Origin of the sequence: Curtobacterium sp. MCSS17_006 (assembly GCF_003234215.1) — a bacterium.
Classification (GTDB): Bacteria; Actinomycetota; Actinomycetes; order Actinomycetales; family Microbacteriaceae; genus Curtobacterium; species Curtobacterium flaccumfaciens.
Map to the genome: position 1 here is coordinate 222847 of NZ_QKSO01000002.1, position 19977 is coordinate 242823.

Annotated in this window: 19 protein-coding genes; 5 read left to right on the forward strand and 14 right to left on the reverse strand. The window is 71.9% G+C overall.

The features are described from left to right. Position 1: 1 nt before the first annotated feature. The 9 genes from DEJ21_RS03250 to ybaK all read right to left on the reverse strand — a co-directional run bounded on the left by DEJ21_RS03250 (position 2) and on the right by ybaK (position 10197). Complete coding sequence (locus DEJ21_RS03250) at positions 2 to 769, reverse strand: YebC/PmpR family DNA-binding transcriptional regulator (protein WP_017887357.1); 768 nt, start codon at positions 767 to 769, stop codon at positions 2 to 4. Between the two features lie 119 nt (positions 770 to 888). Continuing rightward, positions 889 to 1500 carry a pyridoxal 5'-phosphate synthase glutaminase subunit PdxT gene (pdxT, locus tag DEJ21_RS03255; protein WP_071403846.1) on the reverse strand — a complete coding sequence of 204 codons (612 nt, stop codon included), beginning with the start codon at positions 1498 to 1500 and terminating at the stop codon, positions 889 to 891. Next, entirely contained in the window at positions 1490 to 2410 is a 921-nt protein-coding gene (gene pdxS, locus DEJ21_RS03260; RefSeq protein ID WP_017887361.1) for a pyridoxal 5'-phosphate synthase lyase subunit PdxS, read from the reverse strand. Before pdxS ends, pdxT begins: the two co-directional genes overlap by 11 nt. A 13-nt stretch (positions 2411 to 2423) precedes the next feature. After that, complete coding sequence (locus DEJ21_RS03265; protein ID WP_258374862.1) at positions 2424 to 3077, reverse strand: HIT domain-containing protein; 654 nt, start codon at positions 3075 to 3077, stop codon at positions 2424 to 2426. Beyond that, entirely contained in the window at positions 3077 to 5098 is a 2022-nt protein-coding gene (gene thrS / locus DEJ21_RS03270; RefSeq protein WP_110863745.1) for a threonine--tRNA ligase, read from the reverse strand. The genes DEJ21_RS03265 and thrS overlap by 1 nt, the downstream gene beginning before the upstream one ends. Before the next feature lie 123 nt (positions 5099 to 5221). Beyond that, on the reverse strand, positions 5222 to 5764 hold the full coding sequence (locus DEJ21_RS03275; RefSeq protein ID WP_017887364.1) for an adenine phosphoribosyltransferase: 543 nt from the start codon (positions 5762 to 5764) through the stop codon (positions 5222 to 5224). 180 nt (positions 5765 to 5944) lie between these two features. Further along, positions 5945 to 6178 (reverse strand): hypothetical protein, encoded by a 234-nt coding sequence (locus tag DEJ21_RS03280; RefSeq protein ID WP_146238520.1) that lies wholly within the window; start codon positions 6176 to 6178, stop codon positions 5945 to 5947. An 827-nt stretch (positions 6179 to 7005) separates the two neighbouring features. Further along, positions 7006 to 9615, reverse strand: a complete 2610-nt coding sequence (locus DEJ21_RS03285) for an ATP-dependent Clp protease ATP-binding subunit (protein WP_111223675.1) — start codon at positions 9613 to 9615, stop codon at positions 7006 to 7008. A 96-nt stretch (positions 9616 to 9711) separates the two neighbouring features. Then, positions 9712 to 10197: a Cys-tRNA(Pro) deacylase gene (ybaK, locus tag DEJ21_RS03290; protein WP_071244681.1), complete on the reverse strand. Its 486-nt coding sequence runs from the start codon at positions 10195 to 10197 to the stop codon at positions 9712 to 9714. A 66-nt stretch (positions 10198 to 10263) separates the two neighbouring features. On the opposite strand from ybaK, the gene DEJ21_RS03295 reads away from it, so the two are divergent. Together DEJ21_RS03295 and DEJ21_RS03300 are read left to right on the forward strand one after the other, a co-directional pair. After that, entirely contained in the window at positions 10264 to 10557 is a 294-nt protein-coding gene (locus DEJ21_RS03295) for a hypothetical protein (RefSeq protein WP_111223676.1), read from the forward strand. A 61-nt stretch (positions 10558 to 10618) separates the two neighbouring features. Then, positions 10619 to 11356 (forward strand): membrane protein insertase YidC, encoded by a 738-nt coding sequence (locus DEJ21_RS03300; protein WP_111223677.1) that lies wholly within the window; start codon positions 10619 to 10621, stop codon positions 11354 to 11356. Here the strand turns inward: DEJ21_RS03300 and DEJ21_RS03305 are convergent. Further along, complete coding sequence (locus DEJ21_RS03305) at positions 11353 to 11568, reverse strand: hypothetical protein (protein WP_027465592.1); 216 nt, start codon at positions 11566 to 11568, stop codon at positions 11353 to 11355. The two genes, DEJ21_RS03300 and DEJ21_RS03305, sit on opposite strands and share 4 nt — an antisense overlap. A gap of 375 nt (positions 11569 to 11943) precedes the next feature. On the opposite strand from DEJ21_RS03305, the gene DEJ21_RS03310 reads away from it, so the two are divergent. Further along, positions 11944 to 12576, forward strand: coding sequence for a hypothetical protein (locus DEJ21_RS03310; protein ID WP_146247688.1), 633 nt, complete (start codon positions 11944 to 11946; stop codon positions 12574 to 12576). A gap of 229 nt (positions 12577 to 12805) precedes the next feature. Then, positions 12806 to 14167, forward strand: coding sequence for an MFS transporter (locus tag DEJ21_RS03315; protein ID WP_111223679.1), 1362 nt, complete (start codon positions 12806 to 12808; stop codon positions 14165 to 14167). Positions 14168 to 14687: 520 nt separating this feature from the next. On the opposite strand, the gene DEJ21_RS03320 is transcribed toward DEJ21_RS03315, so the two are convergent. Beyond that, a complete protein-coding gene (locus tag DEJ21_RS03320; protein ID WP_111223680.1) occupies positions 14688 to 16769 on the reverse strand; it encodes a collagen binding domain-containing protein in 2082 nt (693 codons plus the stop codon). A gap of 208 nt (positions 16770 to 16977) precedes the next feature. Then, a complete protein-coding gene (locus tag DEJ21_RS03325; RefSeq protein ID WP_111223681.1) occupies positions 16978 to 17442 on the reverse strand; it encodes an NUDIX domain-containing protein in 465 nt (154 codons plus the stop codon). A gap of 176 nt (positions 17443 to 17618) precedes the next feature. On the opposite strand from DEJ21_RS03325, the gene DEJ21_RS03330 reads away from it, so the two are divergent. Then, entirely contained in the window at positions 17619 to 18488 is an 870-nt protein-coding gene (locus DEJ21_RS03330; RefSeq protein ID WP_111223682.1) for a universal stress protein, read from the forward strand. On the opposite strand, the gene DEJ21_RS03335 is transcribed toward DEJ21_RS03330, so the two are convergent. Together DEJ21_RS03335 and DEJ21_RS03340 are read right to left on the reverse strand one after the other, a co-directional pair. Next, the gene (locus tag DEJ21_RS03335) at positions 18445 to 19401 is read right to left on the reverse strand and encodes an SGNH/GDSL hydrolase family protein (protein ID WP_111223683.1); all 957 of its coding nucleotides are present in this window, start codon (positions 19399 to 19401) and stop codon (positions 18445 to 18447) included. The two genes, DEJ21_RS03330 and DEJ21_RS03335, sit on opposite strands and share 44 nt — an antisense overlap. A 185-nt stretch (positions 19402 to 19586) precedes the next feature. Continuing rightward, the gene (locus DEJ21_RS03340; RefSeq protein WP_027465587.1) at positions 19587 to 19943 is read right to left on the reverse strand and encodes a PRC-barrel domain-containing protein; all 357 of its coding nucleotides are present in this window, start codon (positions 19941 to 19943) and stop codon (positions 19587 to 19589) included. Between the last annotated feature and the right edge of the window lie 34 nt (positions 19944 to 19977).

Below are 19977 nucleotides of genomic sequence, written 5' to 3' on the forward strand. Positions count from 1 at the left end.
GTTACTCGCCCTCGTCCTCGTCGAGCTCGGCCTGGACGTCCGCGGGGATGTCGAAGTTCGAGTAGACGTTCTGCACGTCGTCCGAGTCCTCGAGCGCGTCGATCAGGCGGAACACCTTGCGGGCGGTCTCGGCGTCGACCGGGACCTTGAGGCCGGGCACGAACTCGGCGTCGGCGGAGTCGTAGTCGATGCCGGCGTCCTGCAGGGCGGTGCGGGCGGCGACCAGGTCGCTCGCCTCGGTGATGATCTCGAAGCCGCCGCCCTGGTCGATGACGTCCTCGACACCGGCGTCCAGCACAGCGGTCATCACGGTGTCCTCGTCGAGGCCGTCGGTCTTCGTGACCGAGATGACGCCCTTGCGCGAGAAGTTGTAGGCGACGCTGCCCGGGTCGGCCATGGTGCCGCCGTTGCGTGACATCGCCGTCCGGACCTCGGCCGCAGCACGGTTCTTGTTGTCCGTGAGGCACTCGATGAGCATCGCGACGCCGTTCGGGCCGTAGCCCTCGTACATGATCGTCGTGTACTCGATGGTCTCGCCCGTGAGACCGGCACCGCGCTTGACGGCGCGGTCGATGTTGTCGTTGGGGACCGAGGTCTTCTTCGCCTTCTGCACGGCGTCGACCAGGGTCGGGTTGCCGGACATGTCGGCACCGCCCATCTTCGCGGCGACCTCGATGTTCTTGATCAGCTTGGCGAACGACTTGGCACGGCGCTGGTCGATGACCGCCTTCTTGTGCTTGGTCGTTGCCCACTTGGAATGCCCGGACACGGTTCTCCTTGCGTCTTGCGGAAAGTCCCGCTCAGTTTAGCGGCCCTGTGGGCCGAACACCGGCCTGGAGGCGCGGCGCGGCTTCCGTCCCGTCGGTGCGGCGGGTGGACGGTCACGCCTCAGGCGCTGCGCACCAGGTCGAGGAACCGGCGGTGGAAGCGGTCCTCGCCGGCGACCTCGGGGTGGAACGCACTCGCGATGACGTTGCCCTGCTGCACGGCGACGACCTGGCCGTCGGGCAGTGCGCCGAGGACGTGGACGTCGTCGCCGCGCTGCTCCACGACGGGGGCCCGGATGAACACCGCGTGCACCGGGGCCTCGCCGAGGTCGGGCATCGGGATGTCGATCTCGAACGAGTCGTTCTGCGCACCGAACGCGTTGCGGCGCACGGTGGTGTCGAGCACGTCGAGGGTCTGCTGGCCGCTGATGCCGTCGGTGATCCGCGACGACAGCATGATCATGCCGGCGCAGGTGCCGTAGGTGGGCAGGCCACCGCGGATCGCGTCGGCGAGGGGCTCGGCGACGCCGAACGCGCGGGACAGCTTGTCCATCACGCTCGACTCGCCCCCGGGGATCACGACGCCGTCGAGGGTCTCGATCTCCTCGGGGCGACGGAGCGGCACCACGTCGGCGCCGAGCTCGGTCAGCGAGGCGATGTGCTCGCGGAAGTCACCCTGCAGCGCCAGGACCCCGATGCGGGGCCGAGCGGCGCTCGTCGGACTACCAGCCACGCTCGGCGAGGCGGTGCGGTGCGGGGACGTCGGCGACGTTGATGCCGACCATCGCCTCGCCCAGACCACGGGAGACCTCGGCGATGACCTTGGGGTCGTCGTGGAAGGTCGTCGCCTTGACGATCGCGGCGGCACGCGCTGCCGGGTCGCCGGACTTGAAGATGCCGGACCCGACGAAGACACCGTCGGCACCGAGCTGCATCATCATCGCGGCGTCGGCCGGGGTCGCGACACCACCGGCGGTGAACAGGACGACGGGGAGCTTGCCGGTGCGGGCGACTTCCTGCACGACGTCGATCGGGGCCTGGAGCTCCTTGGCGGCGACGTAGAGCTCGTCGTCACGCAGGTTGCGGAGCGCCGCGATCTCCTTGGTGATGGTGCGGATGTGCTTGGTGGCCTCGGACACGTCGCCCGTGCCGGCCTCGCCCTTGGAACGGATCATGGCCGCGCCCTCGGTGATGCGACGGAGCGCCTCGCCCAGGTTGGTGGCACCGCAGACGAAGGGGGTGGTGAACTTCCACTTGTCGATGTGGTTCACGTAGTCGGCCGGGGACAGCACCTCGGACTCGTCGATGTAGTCGACGCCGAGCTCCTGCAGCACCTGCGCCTCGACGAAGTGGCCGATGCGGGCCTTCGCCATGACGGGGATCGACACCGCGGCGATGATCTCCTCGATCATCGAGGGGTCGGACATGCGGGCGACGCCGCCCTGCGCACGGATGTCAGCGGGGACGCGCTCGAGGGCCATGACGGCGGTCGCACCGGCTTCTTCCGCGATGCGGGCCTGCTCGGCGTCGACGACGTCCATGATCACGCCGCCCTTGAGCATCTCGGCGAGTCCGCGCTTGACGCGGTCGGAGCCGGTGATCGAGGTGCCAGGGGTGCCGGAGGTGCTGGTGCTGTCGCTCATGATGCCGACCAGTCTAGTGCGCCCGGGGCCACCCGTCGGCGACGAGTCGACGGGTCTCGCCGAGCAACTGCGACATGGACTTCGTCCGGGCGATGATCGGGAAGAAGTTCGCGTCCGACTGCCACCGCGGGACGATGTGCTGGTGCAGGTGTGCGGCCACGCCGGCACCGGCGACCTCGCCCTGGTTCATGCCGATGTTGAAGCCGTCGCAGTGCGAGACCTCGCGCAGCACCCGCATCGCGGTCTGGGTCAGCTCGCCGATCTCGCGCAGCTCGTCCGGCGTGGCCTCGTCGTAGAGCGGGACGTGGCGGTACGGGCAGACGAGCAGGTGCCCGTTGTTGTACGGGAACAGGTTGAGCAGCACGTAGGCGTGCTCGCCCCGGGCCACGATCAGGGCGTCCTCGTCGGTCTTCCGCGGGGCTTCGCAGAACGGGCAGTCGTCGTCGTGCCCGCGTCCCCGGCCTTCGCGGCCGGCGTCGATGTAGGCCATCCGGTGCGGGTTCCAGAGCCGCTGGAACGCGTCCGGGACGGCTGCGCCGGTGGCCGCGTCGCGGATCACCAGCGGATCGGTGTCCGCGCCTTCGGAGGGCGCGGCGGCGGTGGGGCCGGCCACGTCGTCGACGTGACCGGTCCCCGCGGCCTGCTCCGGGCCTCCCGACTGTGCCATCAGACCTGCGTGCGCTCGCGGATCGCGGTGAGGATGCGGTCCACGGCCTCGTCGACGGGCACCGCGTTGTCCTGGCGGCCGTCGCGGAAGCGGAAGCTGACGGCGCCGGCATCGCGGTCGTCGCCACCGGCGATGAGCTGGAACGGCACCTTCGCCTTGGTGTGCGTGCGGATCTTCTTCTGCATGCGGTCGTCCGAGTGGTCGACCTCGGCGCGGACGCCGTGCGCACGGAGCTTCGCGATGACCTCGTCGAGGTAGTCGCCGTACTCGGCCGCGACCGGGATGCCGACGACCTGGACGGGCGACAGCCACGCCGGGAACGCGCCCGCGTAGTGCTCGGTGAGGACACCGAAGAAGCGCTCGATCGAGCCGAACAGCGCGCGGTGGATCATCACCGGACGCTGGCGGGAGCCGTCGGCCGCGGTGTAGTCGATGCCGAAGCGCTCGGGCAGGTTGAAGTCGAGCTGCACGGTCGACATCTGCCAGGTGCGACCGATGGCGTCGCGGGCCTGCACGGAGATCTTCGGGCCGTAGAACGCGGCGCCGGCCGGGTCCGGCACGAGCTCGAGACCGGACTCCTCGGCGACCTGGCGCAGGGTCTCCGTCGCGACGTCCCAGACCTCGTCGTCGCCGACGTACTTCTCCGGGTCCTTCGTGGAGAGCTCGAGGTAGAAGTCGTCGAGGCCGTAGTCGCGCAGGAGCGAGAGCACGAACGCGAGGGTCGTGGTCAGCTCCTCCTTCATCTTCTCCTGCGTGGTGAAGATGTGCGCGTCGTCCTGGGTCAGGCCGCGCACGCGGGTGAGGCCGTGGATGACGCCGGACTTCTCGTTGCGGTACACCGTGCCGAACTCGAACATCCGGAGCGGCAGGTCGCGGTAGGAGCGGGGCTGCGACCGGTACGCCAGGATGTGCATCGGGCAGTTCATCGGCTTGAGGTAGTAGTCGGCGCCCTGCCGGGTGACGTTGCCGTCCTCGTCCTTCGCCTCGTCCATGTGCATGGCCGGGAACATGCCGTCCTTGTACCATCCGAGGTGCCCGGAGGTCTCGAACAGGTCGCCCTTGGTGATGTGGGGCGTGTAGACGAACGAGTAACCGTTCTCCTCGTGCCGACGGCGCGAGTAGTCCTCCATCTCGCGGCGGATGATGCCGCCCTTCGGGTGGAAGATCGCCAGGCCGGAACCGATCTCGTCGGGGAACGAGAACAGGTCGAGTTCGGCGCCGAGCTTGCGGTGGTCGCGCTTGGCGGCTTCCTCGAGGCGCACCAGGTACGCCTTGAGCTGGTCCTTGTCGGGCCAGGCGGTGCCGTAGATGCGCTGCAGCTGCGGGTTCTTCTCGGAGCCGCGCCAGTACGCGGCGGCGACGCGCATGAGCTTGGCGGCGTTGCCGATCCAGCGGGTGTGCGGGACGTGCGGGCCGCGGCAGAGGTCCTGCCAGAGCACCTCGCCCGACTTCGGGTCGACGTTCTCGTACACGGTGAGCTCGCCGGCACCGACCTCGACGCTCTCGCCGGAGTCACCGTCGGACGCTGCACCCTTGAGGCCGATGAGCTCCTGCTTGTAGGGCTCCCCCGCCATCAGCTCGCGTGCCTGCTCGTCGGTGACGACCACGCGACGGAAGCGCTGGGCCTGCTTGACGATGCGGTCCATGCCCTTCTCGATCGCCTTGAGGTCTTCGGGGGTGAAGGGCTCGGCGACGTCGAAGTCGTAGTAGAAGCCGTCGGTGACGGGCGGCCCGATCCCGAGCTTGGCGTCCGGGTTGATCTGCTGCACGGCCTGCGCCAGCACGTGGGCTGCCGAGTGCCGCAAGATGTCGAGCCCGTCCTGCTCCTGCAGGGTGACGGCCTCGGCGGTCTCGCCGGCCTGCACGTCCGCAGCGAGGTCCTTCAGGACACCGTCGACACGGATCGCGACGACGCCGCGCTCACCGTCGAAGAGCTCGGTGCCGGTCGTGGTCGTCGTCGCGGTCCGGGGCTCGGGTGCCTGGGGAAGCTCGGCGGGCGCGGGTGCGACTGACTCGGTCACGATGATGGGACTCCTCGATCGAAATGGTGCGTCAAGACTAGTGCGAGACGTGCTCGCGTGCGGACGCCGGGGACGCACCTGTGGAGAGAACGGATGCCGCCCCGACCGCGCGGTTGCCCGCGATCAGGCCGGGACGGCGCCGAGCGTCGCGACGGGCAGGCGCGGCTCGAGACGCTCGCGCCCGTTCAGGCCGTCGAGCTCGAGCAGCGCGGCGAACCCGATGGCCTGGTAGCCGGCGCGTTCGAGCAGCGTGATGGTGGCTGCGCCGGTCCCGCCGGTGGCCAGGACGTCGTCGACGACGAGCACCCGCGTGCCGGCCGGCAGCTGTCCCGGGCGCAGTTCGAGTTCGGCCTCGCCGTACTCGAGCGCGTACTGCTCGCTGAGGACCTCGCCGGGGAGCTTGCCCGCCTTGCGCACGGTGAGCACGCCGACCTGGTGCTGGGCGGCGATGCCCCCGGCCAGTGCGAAGCCGCGGGCCTCGATGCCGGCGACCGCGTCGAACCCGGCTCCGACCGCGAACGGTGCCGCGAGTGCTTCGCACACGCGGCCGAACGCGACGGCGTCGGAGAACACCGGCGTCACGTCACGGAACAGCACCCCCGGCTTCGGGAAGTCCGGCACGAGGGCGGTGAGGCGTTCGACGAGTGCAGCTGCGGTTTCGGTCACCCGCCAACGGTACGGGAGGCCCGGGGTGCGTCCGACACGTCGGCGCACGGTGCGAGGGGTGCCAGGAATGGTGCGAGGTCCCGGACGTGGTGCCACCCCGAGGGGCGGTCACCGAGTGCGGAACCTCGCACCATGCGTGCGAGCGTGTGGCGCCGGCGCGCAGCGCCGCAGCGCCGCGGGTCAGCGCCACATCCGCATGGCGGCGCCCTGGGTGATCCAGTCGGCCTCGCGCTGCTGGCGCTCCCGCTCGAGGCGGGCCAGCGTGGCGAGGTCGACCTCGGGCCGCTCCTTGCGGGTGCGTCGGCTCCAGATGATGAGCGACATCCCGACCCGGAGTGCGATGCGGTCGGCGAGTGAGACCCGGCGGCGCACCGCGCGGGTATCGGGTGGACGGGTGGTGGTCTTCGTGGACACGGTGTTCCCCTTCAGGGCACGGCAGAGCTGCCCGGGTGTCGGGCAGGACGAATCCGCCCGGGTTGCGGGCAGCAGGAATTGAATGCGTGAGAATGCACTCCGGGATGGTCCGGAAATGTTCGGACAACGATCGCGGAATGCTCGTCGACACCGAGAGCGTCGCACTGTCCACCGACATTCTTCCGGCGTCGTCCGCGCAGATCGGACGGCACGCATCGACGAGTCGACGAGCCGTTCAGCAGACGAACGAACCGGTGCTGCACGAGCCTGATCGGCTCAGTGCACGGTGCCCGGAGGCACAGGTGTCAGGAGAGTGGGACGCTCCGGGTCAGCGGACGCGGAACGGGGTACCGACGCGTCCACGGATTCCACGGAACGGAGTGGTTGCGGAGATCATCATGGTCGGCCCCCTTTCGGTCTCGAGCTGGCGGAGTCGTCCGGGTCGAATGTTCGACCGTTCGCGACGAGTGAACACTATCGGCACCGCAATTCGGAGCGCAACCCCTTTTCCGGAAAACCTCCGGAATTGCATTCCCGAACAGGCTGATCACGGTGCGAGGTTCGTGTTCTCGTGTCGACGAGCCTGCTGTGTGCCGCGTTCCCGTCGCGCACCAGCGCCGGGCCTCCCGGCTGCACCGTGCGCCGTCGGCGGACCGGTGGCAGCCTGCGCGCTCGGTGCCGGATCGCAGGCGCGCACGGTGCGGGCAACCTCGCACCGTGTGACGGAGCAGGCACGGTTCGCGGCGGCGGCGCGCACGGCGGCGGTCCGCGCACGCCGAAGGCCCGGTACCGAATGGGTACCGGGCCTTCGTGTGCGTGCGACCGGACTAGACCGCCGCGTGCTCCGCGACGCTCGCCGTCAGGGAGTCACCCTCGACGTCGATCCGCACGGTGTCACCCGCGGCGACACCGCCCTCGACCACCAGGGTCGCGATGCGGTCGTCGACCTCGCGCTGGATGAGCCGACGGAGCGGGCGGGCGCCGTACTCCGGCTCGTACCCGTGCTCGGCGAGCCAGTCGACCGCCGCGTCGGACACCGACAGGAGCATGTCCTGTGCGACCAGCCGGAGCGCCGTGTCCTGCAGCAGCAGCGACACGATCGACGCGATCTGGGACCGGTCGAGCTTGCGGAACAGCACGATCTCGTCGATGCGGTTGATGAACTCGGGCCGCATCGCCTCGCGCAGCTTGCCCATCACGCGGGCACGCAGGTCGTCTTCCGCGTAGCCGTCGGTGGCACCGACCGGGGAGAACCCGAGCGCTCCCGAGCGGGAGGCCAGGAACTCCGAGCCGATGTTCGACGTCATGATGACGACGGTGTTCCGGAAGTCGACCGTCCGCCCCTGCCCGTCGGTGAGGCGACCGTCGTCGAGCACCTGCAGCAGCAGGTTGAAGACGTCCGGGTGGGCCTTCTCGACCTCGTCGAGCAGGATCACCGAGTACGGGTTGCGGCGGACACGCTCGGTGAGCTGGCCGGCCTCGTCGTAGCCGACGTACCCGGGAGGGGCACCGACCAGGCGGGACACGGTGTGGCGTTCGCCGAACTCGCTCATGTCGAAGCGGAGCATGGCGGACTCGTCACCGAACAGCGACGACGCCAGGGCCTTCGCGAGTTCGGTCTTGCCGACGCCCGTCGGGCCGAGGAACAGGAAGCTGCCCACCGGACGACGCGGGTCGCCCATGCCGGTCCGGCTGCGCCGTACCGCCTTCGCGATCGCCCGCACGGCGTCGTCCTGACCGACGACGCGGTCGTGCAGCTCGCTCTCGAGCGCGGCGAGCCGCGTCTTGTCGGCCGAGCCGAGGCGGGTCACCGGGATCCCGGTGGCACGTGACACCACCGCGGCGATGTCGGCCTCCGTGATCGACGTGTCCGCGGACTCCGGGCGGGAGGCGCGGCTGGCGTCCGCCGACGAGGCGGCGGTGATCCGGGCCTCCAGTCCGACGATCTCGTCGCGCAGGTCGGACGCTTCCTCGTAGTGCTCCTCGGCGACCGCGCGGTCCTTGCGGGCCGTCAGGTCGGCGACCTGGGCACGCAGTGCCTCGACGTCGACGTCACCCGACAGGGCGAGGCGACGGCGTGCACCGGCCTGGTCGATGAGGTCGATGGCCTTGTCCGGCAGGTGTCGGTCGGTCACGTAGCGGTGCGAGAGCTCGACGGCCGCGCGGAGTGCCTCGGGCGTGTAGGCGACGCCGTGGTGCTCCTCGTAGCGCGGGGCGAGGCCGGTCAGGATCGCGACGGCGTCCTCGACGTTCGGCTCCCCCACCGTGACGGGCTGGAACCGGCGCTCGAGCGCGGCGTCCTTCTCGATCCGGCGGTACTCGTTGAGTGTCGTCGCGCCGACCAGGTGCAGCTCGCCGCGGGCGAGTCGGGGCTTGAGGATGTTGCCGGCGTCCATCGAGCCGCCCTCGCCGCCGCCACCGGCGCCGACGACGGTGTGGAGCTCGTCGACGAAGACGATGAGCTCGTCGGCGTGCGCCGCGATCTCGTCCATCGCCTTGGTGAGGCGCTCCTCGAAGTCGCCGCGGTAGCGGGTGCCGGAGAGCATGCCGGGCAGGTCGAGCGCGACGACCCGCTTTCCCTGCAGCAGGGCGGGGACGTCACCGTCGACGATGCGCTGGGCGAGGCCCTCGACGATCGCGGTCTTGCCGACGCCGGGCTCACCGATCAGCACCGGGTTGTTCTTGGTGCGACGGAGCAGGATCTCGACGGTCTGCTCGATCTCGTCGGCGCGGCCGATCACCGGGTCGACGTGTCCGTCACGGGCGCGCTCGGTCAGGTCGGTGCCGAACTGGTCGAGCGTCGGGGTGTCGCTGTCGGAACCGGACTCGGCCGTTCCGATCGTCGCACCGGTTCCGGGCATGGGGCGCCCCTCTCGTGCTGCTGCCGCGGCCTGCTGGGCGTAGTCCTGCATGACCTGCGGGGTGATCCCGGCGCTGGCGAGCAGCTGGCCGGTCACGGTCTCCTGGTCCATCACGAGCGCGAAGAAGACGTGCTCGGGGTCGGTGTAGGTGCTGCCGAAGCCCCGCGCGGCCTGCGTCGCCTCGACGAGGATGCGCTGGGCGGTGCCGGTCAGCGCCGGGCGGCCGGGCTGCTCGGCGAGCGGCTCGTGCGCCATCGGCAGGCGCTGCTCGATCTCCTCGGCGAGTCGCTGGGGATCGACCCCCGCGGAACGCACGACGGCGTCGAACGGTTCGGTGCGGACGAGCACGTGCAGGATGTGCAGTGCGTCGATCTCGTGCTGCCCCTGCGCGACCGCGTACTCGGCGGTGTGCTGGAGCAGCTCGTGGGTCCGGCGGCTGAGCAGCCGGGTGATGTCGACCGGTCGACCGAACGCGCGGACGCGCTGCTGGTCACCGGTGCGCTGTGCCGCGAGCAGGCGGGCGAGGAACTCGTCGAACGAGTCGTTGCTACCGGTCGGGCCGAACGTCTCTGGCAAAGGGACCTCCTGGGGAACTTGAGTGCCTTCGACTCAATGCAACGCAGGAGGGCTCGGGTCATTCCCGGGTGCCGAAAAAACTTGCGGCGACTCGACTCAGGTCCGCGCGATGGGTGCGGCGACCGCCTCGGTGATCCGCGCGAGGTCCGTCGGTGCCACCTCGACGTCGAAGCCGCGACGTCCGCCGGACACGAAGATGCTCGCGTACGACAGCGCCGACTCGTCGAGCACGGTGCGGAGCCGGGTCTTCTGGCCGACCGGACTGATGCCGCCGACCACGTAGCCCGTGCGCTTCTCGGCGAGGGCGGGATCGGCCAGCGTCGCCTTCTTGCCCCCGACCGCGGCGGCGATCGCCTTGAGGTCGAGCCGGTTCGCCACCGGCACGATCGCGACGGCAAGGGTGCCGTCGACGGAGACGACGAGGGTCTTGAAGACCTGCTCCTCGCGCAGCCCGAGGGCGGCGGCCGCCTCTTCTCCGAAGTTGGTGGCGCTCTCGTGGTGCTCGTACACGTGCGGCGTGTACGGGACCCCGGCCGCCTCGAGCGCGACGGTCGCTGGGGTGCTCGGCGAACCTGCGGTCATGCCGTGATCCTCCCCCGCCGCACCTTCCGGTCCTCGACGGCACGCGGGCGTTACGCTGAACGGACCATGACCGCCGTCCTGCTGCTGCTCCGCGCCACCGCCGCGCTGGTGCTCGGCGACCCGGCCGCCGGGGCGCTGCCCCTGCTGGCCGTGGCGGCACTCGGGCTGACCGCCGTCGCCGTGACCGTCGTCGTCGCCCGGCTGCTCGTCGCGGTGCTGGCGGCCGTCCTCGGGGTCGGCTCGGCATCCGTGTCGGATCGGTCGGCGGTGCCCGACCTGGTCACCCGGATCGGGTGGAGCCACCCCGACGCCGACGGGCACGTCCGCTCACGGGCACCGGGGGTCGCGACCCCGGCCTGACCACCGACCGGTGGCCGGGCCGCTCGCGCACCCCGCTGACCCACCACCGATCGGAACCGTCATGGACCTGTCCACCCTGCCCCTCGTCGGCCCGCTGCTGCACGGCGGCGCGGATCTCGTCGCCGCCCTCACCGCGGCGCTCTCCCCAGTCGCCGGCTCGTTCGCCGCGGCGATCGCCGTCGTGCTCCTCACCCTGGCCGTCCGCCTGGTGCTCGTCCCGCTGTCCGTGCTGCAGGTGCGGGCCGAGCGGGACCGCCGGCGCCTCGCACCACAGCTCGCGGCGCTGCGGAAGCGGTACGGCCGCGACACCCAGCGCCTGCAGCGGGCGGTGCAGCAGCTGTACACCGACGAGAAGGTCTCGCCGCTGGCCGGCTGCCTGCCCGTCCTGGCACAGGCACCCGTCGTGTCGCTCGTCTACGCCCTGTTCACGCACGCCTCGATCGGCGGCACCGCGAACGCCCTTCTGGAGGCGACGCTCGTCGGGGTCCCGCTCGGCCACTCGCTCGTCGTCACGCTCACGTCGCCGCTGTGGGTGCACGCCTGGGTGGTGCTGGTCCTGCTGGCGGTGCTCGCGGTCGTCGTCGAGCTCAGCCGCCGGTCGAACGCGCACTGGAACCCGGTGTCGGCGCCGGAACCGGGCGTCCCCGGGGCCGGCGCGACCGCCGCCGTGGGTCGGTACGTGCCGTTCGTCACGGTCGTGTTCGCGGCGATCGCACCGCTCGCCGCCGCGCTCTACGTCGTCACGAGTGCGGCCTGGACCTCCGGCGAACGCGCCGTGCTGCGCCGGGTGGTCCGCTAGCCGCCCTGGCCCTCCTGCTGCGGTCCCTGGTCGACCGGGTCGTACTCGGTACCGCGGCCCTGCTCCTCGTCGGCGGTCGGCACGTGACGTTCCGTGCCGGCACCGCCGGGGCTGGTCGCGACGTAGTCGGCCTCGCCGGACTGGGTGTCGTGGCTCAGCGGCTCGAGGGTCTCGGCGTCGGCGTCGTGCTGCGGCATGGGGTCGGTGCTCATGCACCACGCCTACTCCCTCGTTCTGGGTGCGCGCGCACGGCTCGGCGGTGCCACGATGGACCTGTCCACGCGACCGGCAGAGCGGGAGTGCGCATGGCCCACGACGACGTGGCAGCGGAACGGGCACGGCTCGAAGCCGTCGCCTGGGGAGCAGGGTCGAGCCCGGCGGACGCGGCGCGCGCCCGGATCGCGTTGCAGGACCTGGAACGCGGACGACGACCCCGCACACGTGCGGTCGCGACGGCGCGGGATCTCCTGCCGGGAGGCCCGGGTCCGGTCCGGACGTCCGTCCCGTCCGCGACGCGGTCGGGGCCAGGGCACGCGTCCGTGCCCACGCAGGCGCCCGCGCCCGGTCCCGTGTCCTCGCCCGCCGGCATGGCTGCCGTGCCTGCCGGAGCCGACGTGTCGGAGGCGACCGACGGCGGTGGGGGCGACCACGTCGACGACGCGGGGGGCGACGGCGGGGACGAGCCGGGCCTCCAGGCCGAGCCGACCGGACGGACCCGGTGGCGGCGGTGGCTGTGGACGGAGCGACCACGCGCCTGGATCGCGGGCGGCGCGGCTGCGGCGGTGGGCGTCGCGTTCGCCGCCGGGACCCTCGTCGGGACCGCGCAACCCGACGTCGCCGCGGCGCCGAGTGTCACGCCGACGGCGGGGACGGTGACGCTCGAACAGCTGCTCGACGTCCCGCAGACGTACGCCGACCAGTTGCCGGGGCCGGTCGCTGCGCCGGTGAGCCTGCACACGACGCGACTGGTCTTCACGAACCGGGCGCTCGACGGCGGGACCGCCGAGACGCCCTGGAACGTCTGGGCCGGCATCGGGACGGACCGGTCGACGATCTGCCTGGTGGCGACGGCGGACCGCATCGAGTCGTCGACGGCGTGCTTCCCGCGGCAGGCGGCGCTGCACGGATCGGTGTCGATGTCGGCGCAGTCCAGGAGCGGCACGTTGACGATCGAGCTGCGCGGTGGCGGTGTGCAGGGTCGGGTGACGAACGAGTACTGAGCGGGCGATCAGTACCTGAGTGTTTCGTTGGAGCGCTCCGATGTATTTGCTGGATGCCCTCGCGAGAGTCGTTCCATCGTGCAACACTGGATGAGCGCACTCGTCGTGGAGTCGTACCCACATCATCCACATCCGCCAGCGAGCGCGCCCCGCAGACCCTCCCGGTCACCGCCGTCAGAACGATCGGCATCGTCGCGCGCTCCACCGTGCCTCGGAGGAGGTCAGCAGCGTGTCCACCAACACCACCACCTCGGCCGTGTCGACCCACACGCGGCCGATCACCGTCACCAGCCAGTCCATCGTCGGCATCGCCGTGCTCGGACTGGCCACGTTCTTCGCCATCACCACCGAGCTCATGCCCGTCGGGCTGCTCGGCACGATGAGCGCCGACCTCGGCGTGACCGAGGCCACCATGGGCATCGTCATCACCGTGTACGCCGCGGCCGTCGCGCTCCTCGCGCTGCCGCTCACCGCCTTGACCGCGAAGCTGCCCCGCAAGACCGTGCTCGTCGCCACGCTCGTCGGCTACACCGTGTCGAACCTGATGGTCGCGCTCGCACCGTCCTTCGCGGTCGTCTGCGCCGGACGCGTCGTCGGCGGCATCGCGCACGCGCTGTTCTTCTCGGTCGCCTCGGCGTACGCCACCCGGATCGTGCCGCCGCGGCTGGCCGGGCGGGCGATCGCGTTCGTGTACTCGGGCAGTTCGCTCGGGTTCGTGCTCGGCGTGCCCGTCGCGACCTGGGTCGCGCAGCACATCGGCTGGCGCCAGGCCGTGTTCTCCGTCGGTGTCGCCGCAGCGGCACTCGCGGTCGTCGCCCTGCTGTTCCTGCCCGCCGTCCGCGGAGCCTCGTCGCCGCACATCGGTTCGCCGAAGGCCTGGGCGCGCACCGGACTGCTGTCCGTCGTGATCGCCGACATGCTCCTGTTCGGCGGGCACTACGTCGTCTACACCTACATCGGGCCGTACGCGATCGACGCCGGGCTCGACGCCGGCATGGTCAGCGGAGCGCTGCTCGTGCTCGGTGGCACCGGTGTCGTCGGGCTCTGGCTCGCCGGCATGTTCGTCGACCGTGCGCCCCGGCAGACGCTGATCGCCTCGGTCGCCGTGATGGCCGTGGCCTTCGCGACGATGCCGTTCGTGCACGGCTCCCTGATCGGGACGATGGTCGTCGCGGGCATCTGGATGGCCGCGAACGGTACGACCGGCACGCTCTTCATGGCCGCGGCGATCCGTGCCGGAGGCGTCTCCCCCGACATCGCCGGCGCACTGGTCAACGGAGCGTCGAACATCGGCATCGCCGGTGGTGCGGCGTTCGGTGGGCAGGCCCTCGGGATCGTCGGGCTGCAGTACCTGCCGTTCGCCGGTGCCGCGGTGCTGGTCGGGGCGCTCGGGGTCGTCGTGCTGGCGCGCCGTGGGTTCCCGGTGCACTCGCACACGCAGGAGCACCTGTCGACCTCGTCCATCGAGGCGATCACGTCGTCGCTCGCGGTCGTCACCACGTCGGTGCCGGTCGTCGGGCGGGCGATCCAGACGGTCACGGGGTCGATCGGCGTCGTCACGGGTTCGGTGCGGCGGCCGCGGACGCGGTAGGGGCTGGCGCGGGCGGCGGGCGGTCGGCGGTCGGCGCCCGAGCGGCGTGTCGGCCCGCCGAGTGGTCACGACATGCCGTTGGCGCGGCGTCGAGGTCGCACGAACTGTCCTCTGGCGGGTCGGCGGGCGACGGTTTGCGACCACTCGGTGGACGCGGGCGGCGTGTTGTGCGACCGCGGTGGAGGCGGAAGGCCTGGCGCCGAGTGGTCACGACATGCCGTTGGCGTGGCGTCGGGGTCGCACGAACTGTCGTCTGCGGATCCGGCGGGCGACGGTTCGTGACCCCTCGGCGGACGCGGGCGGCGTGTTCTGCGACCGCGGTGGAGGCGGGCGGCGTGTTGTGCGACCGCGACGAAGGCGTGCGGCCCGGCGCTGAGTGGTCACGACATGCCGTTGGTGGGGCGTCGGGGTCGCTCGAACTGTCGTCTGGCGGGTCGGCGGGCGACGGTTCGTGGCCCCTCGGCGGACGCGGGCGGCGTGTTGTGCGACCGCGACCGCCGCCACCGCGCCCGCCGCGCGGTCAGTCCTGCAGGTGGTCCGTGCGGCGGCGGTTGCGCACCGCGCGGTAGGTCAGCAGCGCCGCACCGAGCAGCACGAGCACCCCGGCGGCGATGAGACCCGGGCCGAGGTCCGCGCCCGTGTACGCCAACGGTCCACCGTCCCCCGCGTCGCCCTGGCCCGACACCGGCGCGGAGCCAGAGCCCGAGCCGGCAGCGGGGCCGGTCGGAGCCGCCGAAGGAGAACCGCTCGGCGACGGCGACGGAGCAGGAGCCGGCGCCGGACCCGCCGCGGCCCGCACCACGAACGCCAGCGGCGTCGCAGCCCCGGACTCCGGGGTGACGACGGTCGCCGTCTCTGCCCCCTCGACGTCGACCGAGACGACGTACTCGGTCGTGGGCTCCAGGCCGGTCAGGTCGAACGCACCGTCGTCGTTCGTCACGACCGACACGGGTTCGCCGGACTGTGTGTCCGTCGGAGTCGCGACGACCTCGACGTCCGGAAGGGGTTCGCCGTTCGTGTCGACGACCGTGCCGGGCTGGTCGGTCGTGACCTCGGCGGCTGCGGCGGCGGAGGCGAACGGCAGGTCGGATGCAGCACGCTCGCCGGCGACGGCCGTCACACCGGTGTTCGAGGTCGCCCCGGTCGCCCCCGGCTCCGGTCGTTCGGTCCGGACGGTGTACGTTCCCGCCGCGGTGGCGAAGACGTAGCGACCGTCGGCATCGGTCTCCGTCGATGCGACCACGACGCCTGTGCCGTCGAGGAGCTCGACCACCGCTCCGGCGGGCACGGGCGAACCGTCGAGCGACACCACACCCGCGACCGTCGCGACGACGGCGGCCGGCACATCGATCTCGTCGGGGACTGCCGGTGCCGCGTCCACGTCGCCGGTGGTGATGGTCACGGGCGGCTCGTCGGCGACGGACACGTCGAGATCGGTGTCCGCCGGCAGGTCCGAGCCGGTGTAAACGCCATCGCTGTTCGTCGCGGTGTCGACGAGGACGTCCCCGGAGACCGGGTCGGTGATGACGACCTCGAGGTTCGAGACCGGTCGGCCGTCCCCGTCGACCACGGTGCCGATGACCGACACGGTGTCCTCCGGCGACGTGAACGCGAAGTCGGCCTGCTGGTCCACGCCGCCCGGGGAGCCTGTCTGGGCGAGGGAGACCCTCGTGGGCTGGTCAGGACCCTCTGCGCCGTCCGGCGGGGTGATCTCGACGCGGTAGTTGGCGATGACCGGCAGCTGCGGGAACGCGTAGGTGCCGTCGGGGTTGGTGGTCGTCGTGTAGACGGTGCCGCGCGGAGCGGTGACACGGACGATCGCCCCGGGGATCGGCGCTCCGTCGAGGGTCGCCGTGCCGGTGATCGCGGCGGTGCGGTTGGCGAACCAGGTCTGGTACACCGGGAACCCGCTGCGCTGCTGGTACGTGATCGTCAGGCTGGTGAGCGAGACGGTCGGCGTGAACCAGGCCGTGGCGCCGGCGGTGTCGACCGCCCCGGTGTTGCCCGTCAGGGTCCGGGTGGCGGGGTCCCAGGTGGGCAGGTCCTGCCCGGTCGTGCCGTCGGGGTCGGCGGTGCACGACGGTCCTCCGGCGACGGCGGCCGAGCACGAGTTGTAGGAGCTCACGTAGCCGAGCTGCTCCGCGGTCGCGGCACCGCCCCCGGAGACGGTGGCCGAGATGGTCGCCCGGTCGGCGTCGACGTCGCCGAGCACGAACGACCAGCTCTGGGCCCCCGGCGTCGGCTCGGCGAACGTGTAGGTGGTGGTCGAGGCGCCGGACGTGGGCGAGTCGACGTTCGGCCGCTGGTTCATGTAGGTCTGGCCGCGGCTCGTGCCGTAGACCGCGCCGGACGGGGTCGACGCCGACTGCCAGGTCGATGCCCCGCTGACGACGGTCGACTGGCGCGAATCAGACGTGAAGGTCGTCTCGGGGAACCCGGCGAGCGTCATCGTGCCGGTGTAGGCCCGGCTCGCTCCGCTGAGGGTGAAGGTCCCCCAGTTGCCGACCGGCTCCGCCGACGCACTGGTCGCGCCGCCGATCGCGAGTCCTGCTCCGAGTGCGAGGGCCGTCAGCCCAGCCGTGACCGCGCGCCAGCGCCGCATGTGTGCTCCCCTGCTGTGGCGCCGGAGAACCCGACACCCCCTCAGACTATCCAGCGGGCGCGGCTCGTGTCCGGTGTCCGACACAGCCGAGAAGGTCCCGCCGAGTGGTCACGACCTGCCGCGTGCCGGTCGCCGGGTGGCCGAGAAGTGTCGGCTGGAGGGCCGCCGGACGACAGTTCGTGACCCCTCGACCAAACCGAACGGCGCGTCAGGAACCGCGCGCCACCAGGGCGTCGAGCGCCGCGACCTGGCCGGCCACCACGAGTTCCCGCGCCTCGTCGAGGCCGACCCACCGTGCGTCGTCCACCTCGGGTACCTCGACGAACCGCCCCGACCCGCGCGGCAGCTCGAGCCGCACGGTGTTGCTCCGAACGGTGTCGACCGAGAACCCCGACGCCTGTGCCGCGAAGACCCGCACCCGCTTGCCCGACGCCTGTCGGAACTCCCCCAGGTCGGTCAGGTCCGCGGCGGTCACCGGTGCGGGCACGCCGATCTCCTCGGCGAACTCGCGCAGCGCGGTGCCGAGCGGCTCCTCGCCCGCCTCGACCAGCCCCTTCGGGATCGACCAGGCCTGCGGCCGGTTCCGCCAGAACGGCCCACCCATGTGCGCGAGGAAGACCTCGGGCCCGGACGGACCGGTCCGGTGCAGCAACAGTCCGGCGCTCACGACCACGCCCCGAGACTACGCAGACCCGGCCGGGAGGCCCGGATCACCACGTGCGCGCCGCGCACCACCCGACGTGCCCGGTTCCACCGCCGGTTCCCCACGTCCGCGCCGGGAGTACCGTGTGGCGCACGGAGCGCCGTGTGACGCCCCCGGAGGACCTGCGATGGAGGAGGCCGATCGGGATGGACGAACGATGGACGACGGTGACGCTGGCCGCCGACGCCGCGATGCCCCACGACGAGGCGCTGCGGTGGATCGCCGCCCGCGCGGACAGCGGGATCGAGCGGATCCGGATCATCGGAGCCGACCCGGCGATCGAGGGTCCCGGACCGGTCGCCGACCGCCTGGCCGAGGCCGCGCGCGCCGCTCTGCCCGGAGTGACCGTCGAGGTGCACCGGCACGCGGGGCCGTTCGCCACCGCCCTGGTCGAGGAGTCGGACGGCGGCGACCTCCTGGTGATCGGGACCTTCCGGAGCCGACGGGGTTCGACCGCCGGCGGCGACCCGGCGCGCGTCGCGGTCCGTGCGGCCGTGCCGACCGTGATCGTCCCCGAGGGCCCGCACCCGATCGACGGCGACGTGGTGCTGGCCGTCGAGGAACCCATCGACGAACGGGCCGTCTCGATCGCCGTGGCCGAGGCCGTCCGGCTGCACCGACGACTGACGCTGCTCCGGGCGTGGGAGATGCCCGTGCTGACCCGGACCGGGCTCACCGACTTCGCCGAGGACCCCCTGCGGTGGCGCGCCCGGAACGCCGAACTGCTGCAGCGGGTCACCGAGGACCTGACCGCGCGGTTCCCGGCGGTGCGGATCCGACCGCTGCTCGTGGAGGGACACCCGGGGCACGCCATCGCCTCGCGCACCCGGCAAGCGTCGCTCGTGGTGCTCGGACGGGGGCACGTGCGGGTGCTGTCCGGCGCACTGCTCCACGACGTCGTTCGTGAGACGGCGGCTCCGGTGTGTGTCGTCCCTCCGGCGGCGCACACGGACAGCGCGGGGTCCGGACGGGTCAGCCGGCGAGTTCCCGGATCGCGTCGGCCATCTGGTCGGTGAGGTACGCGACACCGCGGCCGTTCGGGTGCAGGGCGCCGGCCTTGAGGTCGATGCGTCGCAGGTCGCTCGAGCCGGTCAGGCTGACGCCGGCGACGTAGCGCTCGTCCGCCGGGGCGCAGGCCGAGTGGGCCTCGGTGCGTTCGAGGACGTCGACGAACCGCACCCCGGCGGCGTCGGCGGCGGACGCGGACACCGCGTCGAGCTCCTCCTGGACGCCGTGGAGGTACGCCACGTCGTCGTCGGTGAAGGGGAAGGTGTCCGAGGGGAACGACCCCGCGAGCGTGCCGAGGTCGAGCGCCGAACGGAAGCAGCCCTTCGCCGGGGTGTGCTCGGCGTCCGGGAAGATCGCCGGGTACCCGAGGAACACGACGACGGCGTTCGGCGCGGCACGTTGCACCGCTGCGAGGGTGTCGGCGATCCCGAGCGCGACCCGCGACTGGATCTTGACGCTGAGCTGGTCCTCACCGTCCTGCACGAGCGTGCTCTCGCACGACGGCGCGTCACGTCCGGAGAACACCGGGCCGTCGGCCGAGATCGCCAGGCACGACGCGGCCGTGCCGAACAGGTCCGCGTCGTTGCCGCCGATGGTCAGGGTCACGAGGCGGGTGCGCGAGGACAGCGACTCGATCTGCGGGGGGACGCCCGTGAACTGGTGTCCGGTCGTGACGTCCTCGCTGGTGGCCCCCGCGCACGTGACGTCGGTCAGGTCGAGGCCGAACCGCGCCGCGAGCCGGTGCGGGTAGTCACGGGCCGACTGCACGCACGCGCTCGTGGGCAGCCGGGTCCGGTCGCCGAGTCCGTAGCCGGCGGAGTACGAGTCGCCGAGGGCGACGTACTCGCTGCCGGGCGGGAGGTCGGCGAGCGATTCGGTCGGGTCGTCCGGCACCGGGTAGGGCTGCGGGACGGGCCACATCGGCGCGGCCGACGCGGGATGCGCCCCGCCCGGAACCGCGACACCGGCCACCACCAACCCGACCACGGCGACCGCCGCCAGGGCGGCGAGCAGCGTCGTACGGGCGGTGCGGAGCAGTTGCGGCCTCCGGGCGGGTGCGGCGGATCGGTCGGTCGGGTGTGGTCGGTCGGTGGGGCGGGACGGGCTCAGCGGCGTCCGAGTCGGCGTTCGCCACCGCTGCCGGTGCGGTACTCCAGCCCGTAGTGCTGGAACAGCTCGGGCTCGGTCGCGGCGTCGAGCTCGCCGTCGGTGGAGATCGACGGGGCGTCCTTGACGAGCTTCTTCGGGAACGTCACGCGCAGGTGCTTCGGGGCGACGGTGGCGCCGAACAGCGGGACGAAGACGAGCTTCTGGAACCCGACCATGCCGGTGGTCAGGGCACCGAACGCCGGCTCGGACGTGGCGGTGTCGTAGTAGATGCTCTCGAGCGTGCCGACCTTGTCGTCGGCCTCGTCGACGACCGGCAGACCGATCCAGTCACGGATGTTCGCGGCTTCGAACACGAAGGACTCCCTCCGAGCGTCCGGCAGGTCCGGG

What these genes read in the sequence shown, in the direction of transcription:
- DEJ21_RS03335 (WP_111223683.1), bottom strand. Translation starts at nt 19,401, where the DNA reads ATGTGGCCCGTCCCGCAGCCCTACCCGGTGCCGGACGACCCGACCGAA.
- DEJ21_RS03320 (WP_111223680.1), bottom strand. Translation starts at nt 16,769, where the DNA reads ATGCGGCGCTGGCGCGCGGTCACGGCTGGGCTGACGGCCCTCGCACTC.
- DEJ21_RS03305 (WP_027465592.1), bottom strand. Translation starts at nt 11,568, where the DNA reads ATGAGCACCGACCCCATGCCGCAGCACGACGCCGACGCCGAGACCCTC.
- DEJ21_RS03265 (WP_258374862.1), bottom strand. Translation starts at nt 3,077, where the DNA reads ATGGCACAGTCGGGAGGCCCGGAGCAGGCCGCGGGGACCGGTCACGTC.
- ybaK (WP_071244681.1), bottom strand. Translation starts at nt 10,197, where the DNA reads ATGACCGCAGGTTCGCCGAGCACCCCAGCGACCGTCGCGCTCGAGGCG.
- DEJ21_RS03300 (WP_111223677.1), top strand. Translation starts at nt 10,619, where the DNA reads ATGGACCTGTCCACCCTGCCCCTCGTCGGCCCGCTGCTGCACGGCGGC.
- DEJ21_RS03310 (WP_146247688.1), top strand. Translation starts at nt 11,944, where the DNA reads ATGGCTGCCGTGCCTGCCGGAGCCGACGTGTCGGAGGCGACCGACGGC.
- DEJ21_RS03295 (WP_111223676.1), top strand. Translation starts at nt 10,264, where the DNA reads ATGACCGCCGTCCTGCTGCTGCTCCGCGCCACCGCCGCGCTGGTGCTC.
- pdxS (WP_017887361.1), bottom strand. Translation starts at nt 2,410, where the DNA reads ATGAGCGACAGCACCAGCACCTCCGGCACCCCTGGCACCTCGATCACC.
- DEJ21_RS03330 (WP_111223682.1), top strand. Translation starts at nt 17,619, where the DNA reads ATGGACGAACGATGGACGACGGTGACGCTGGCCGCCGACGCCGCGATG.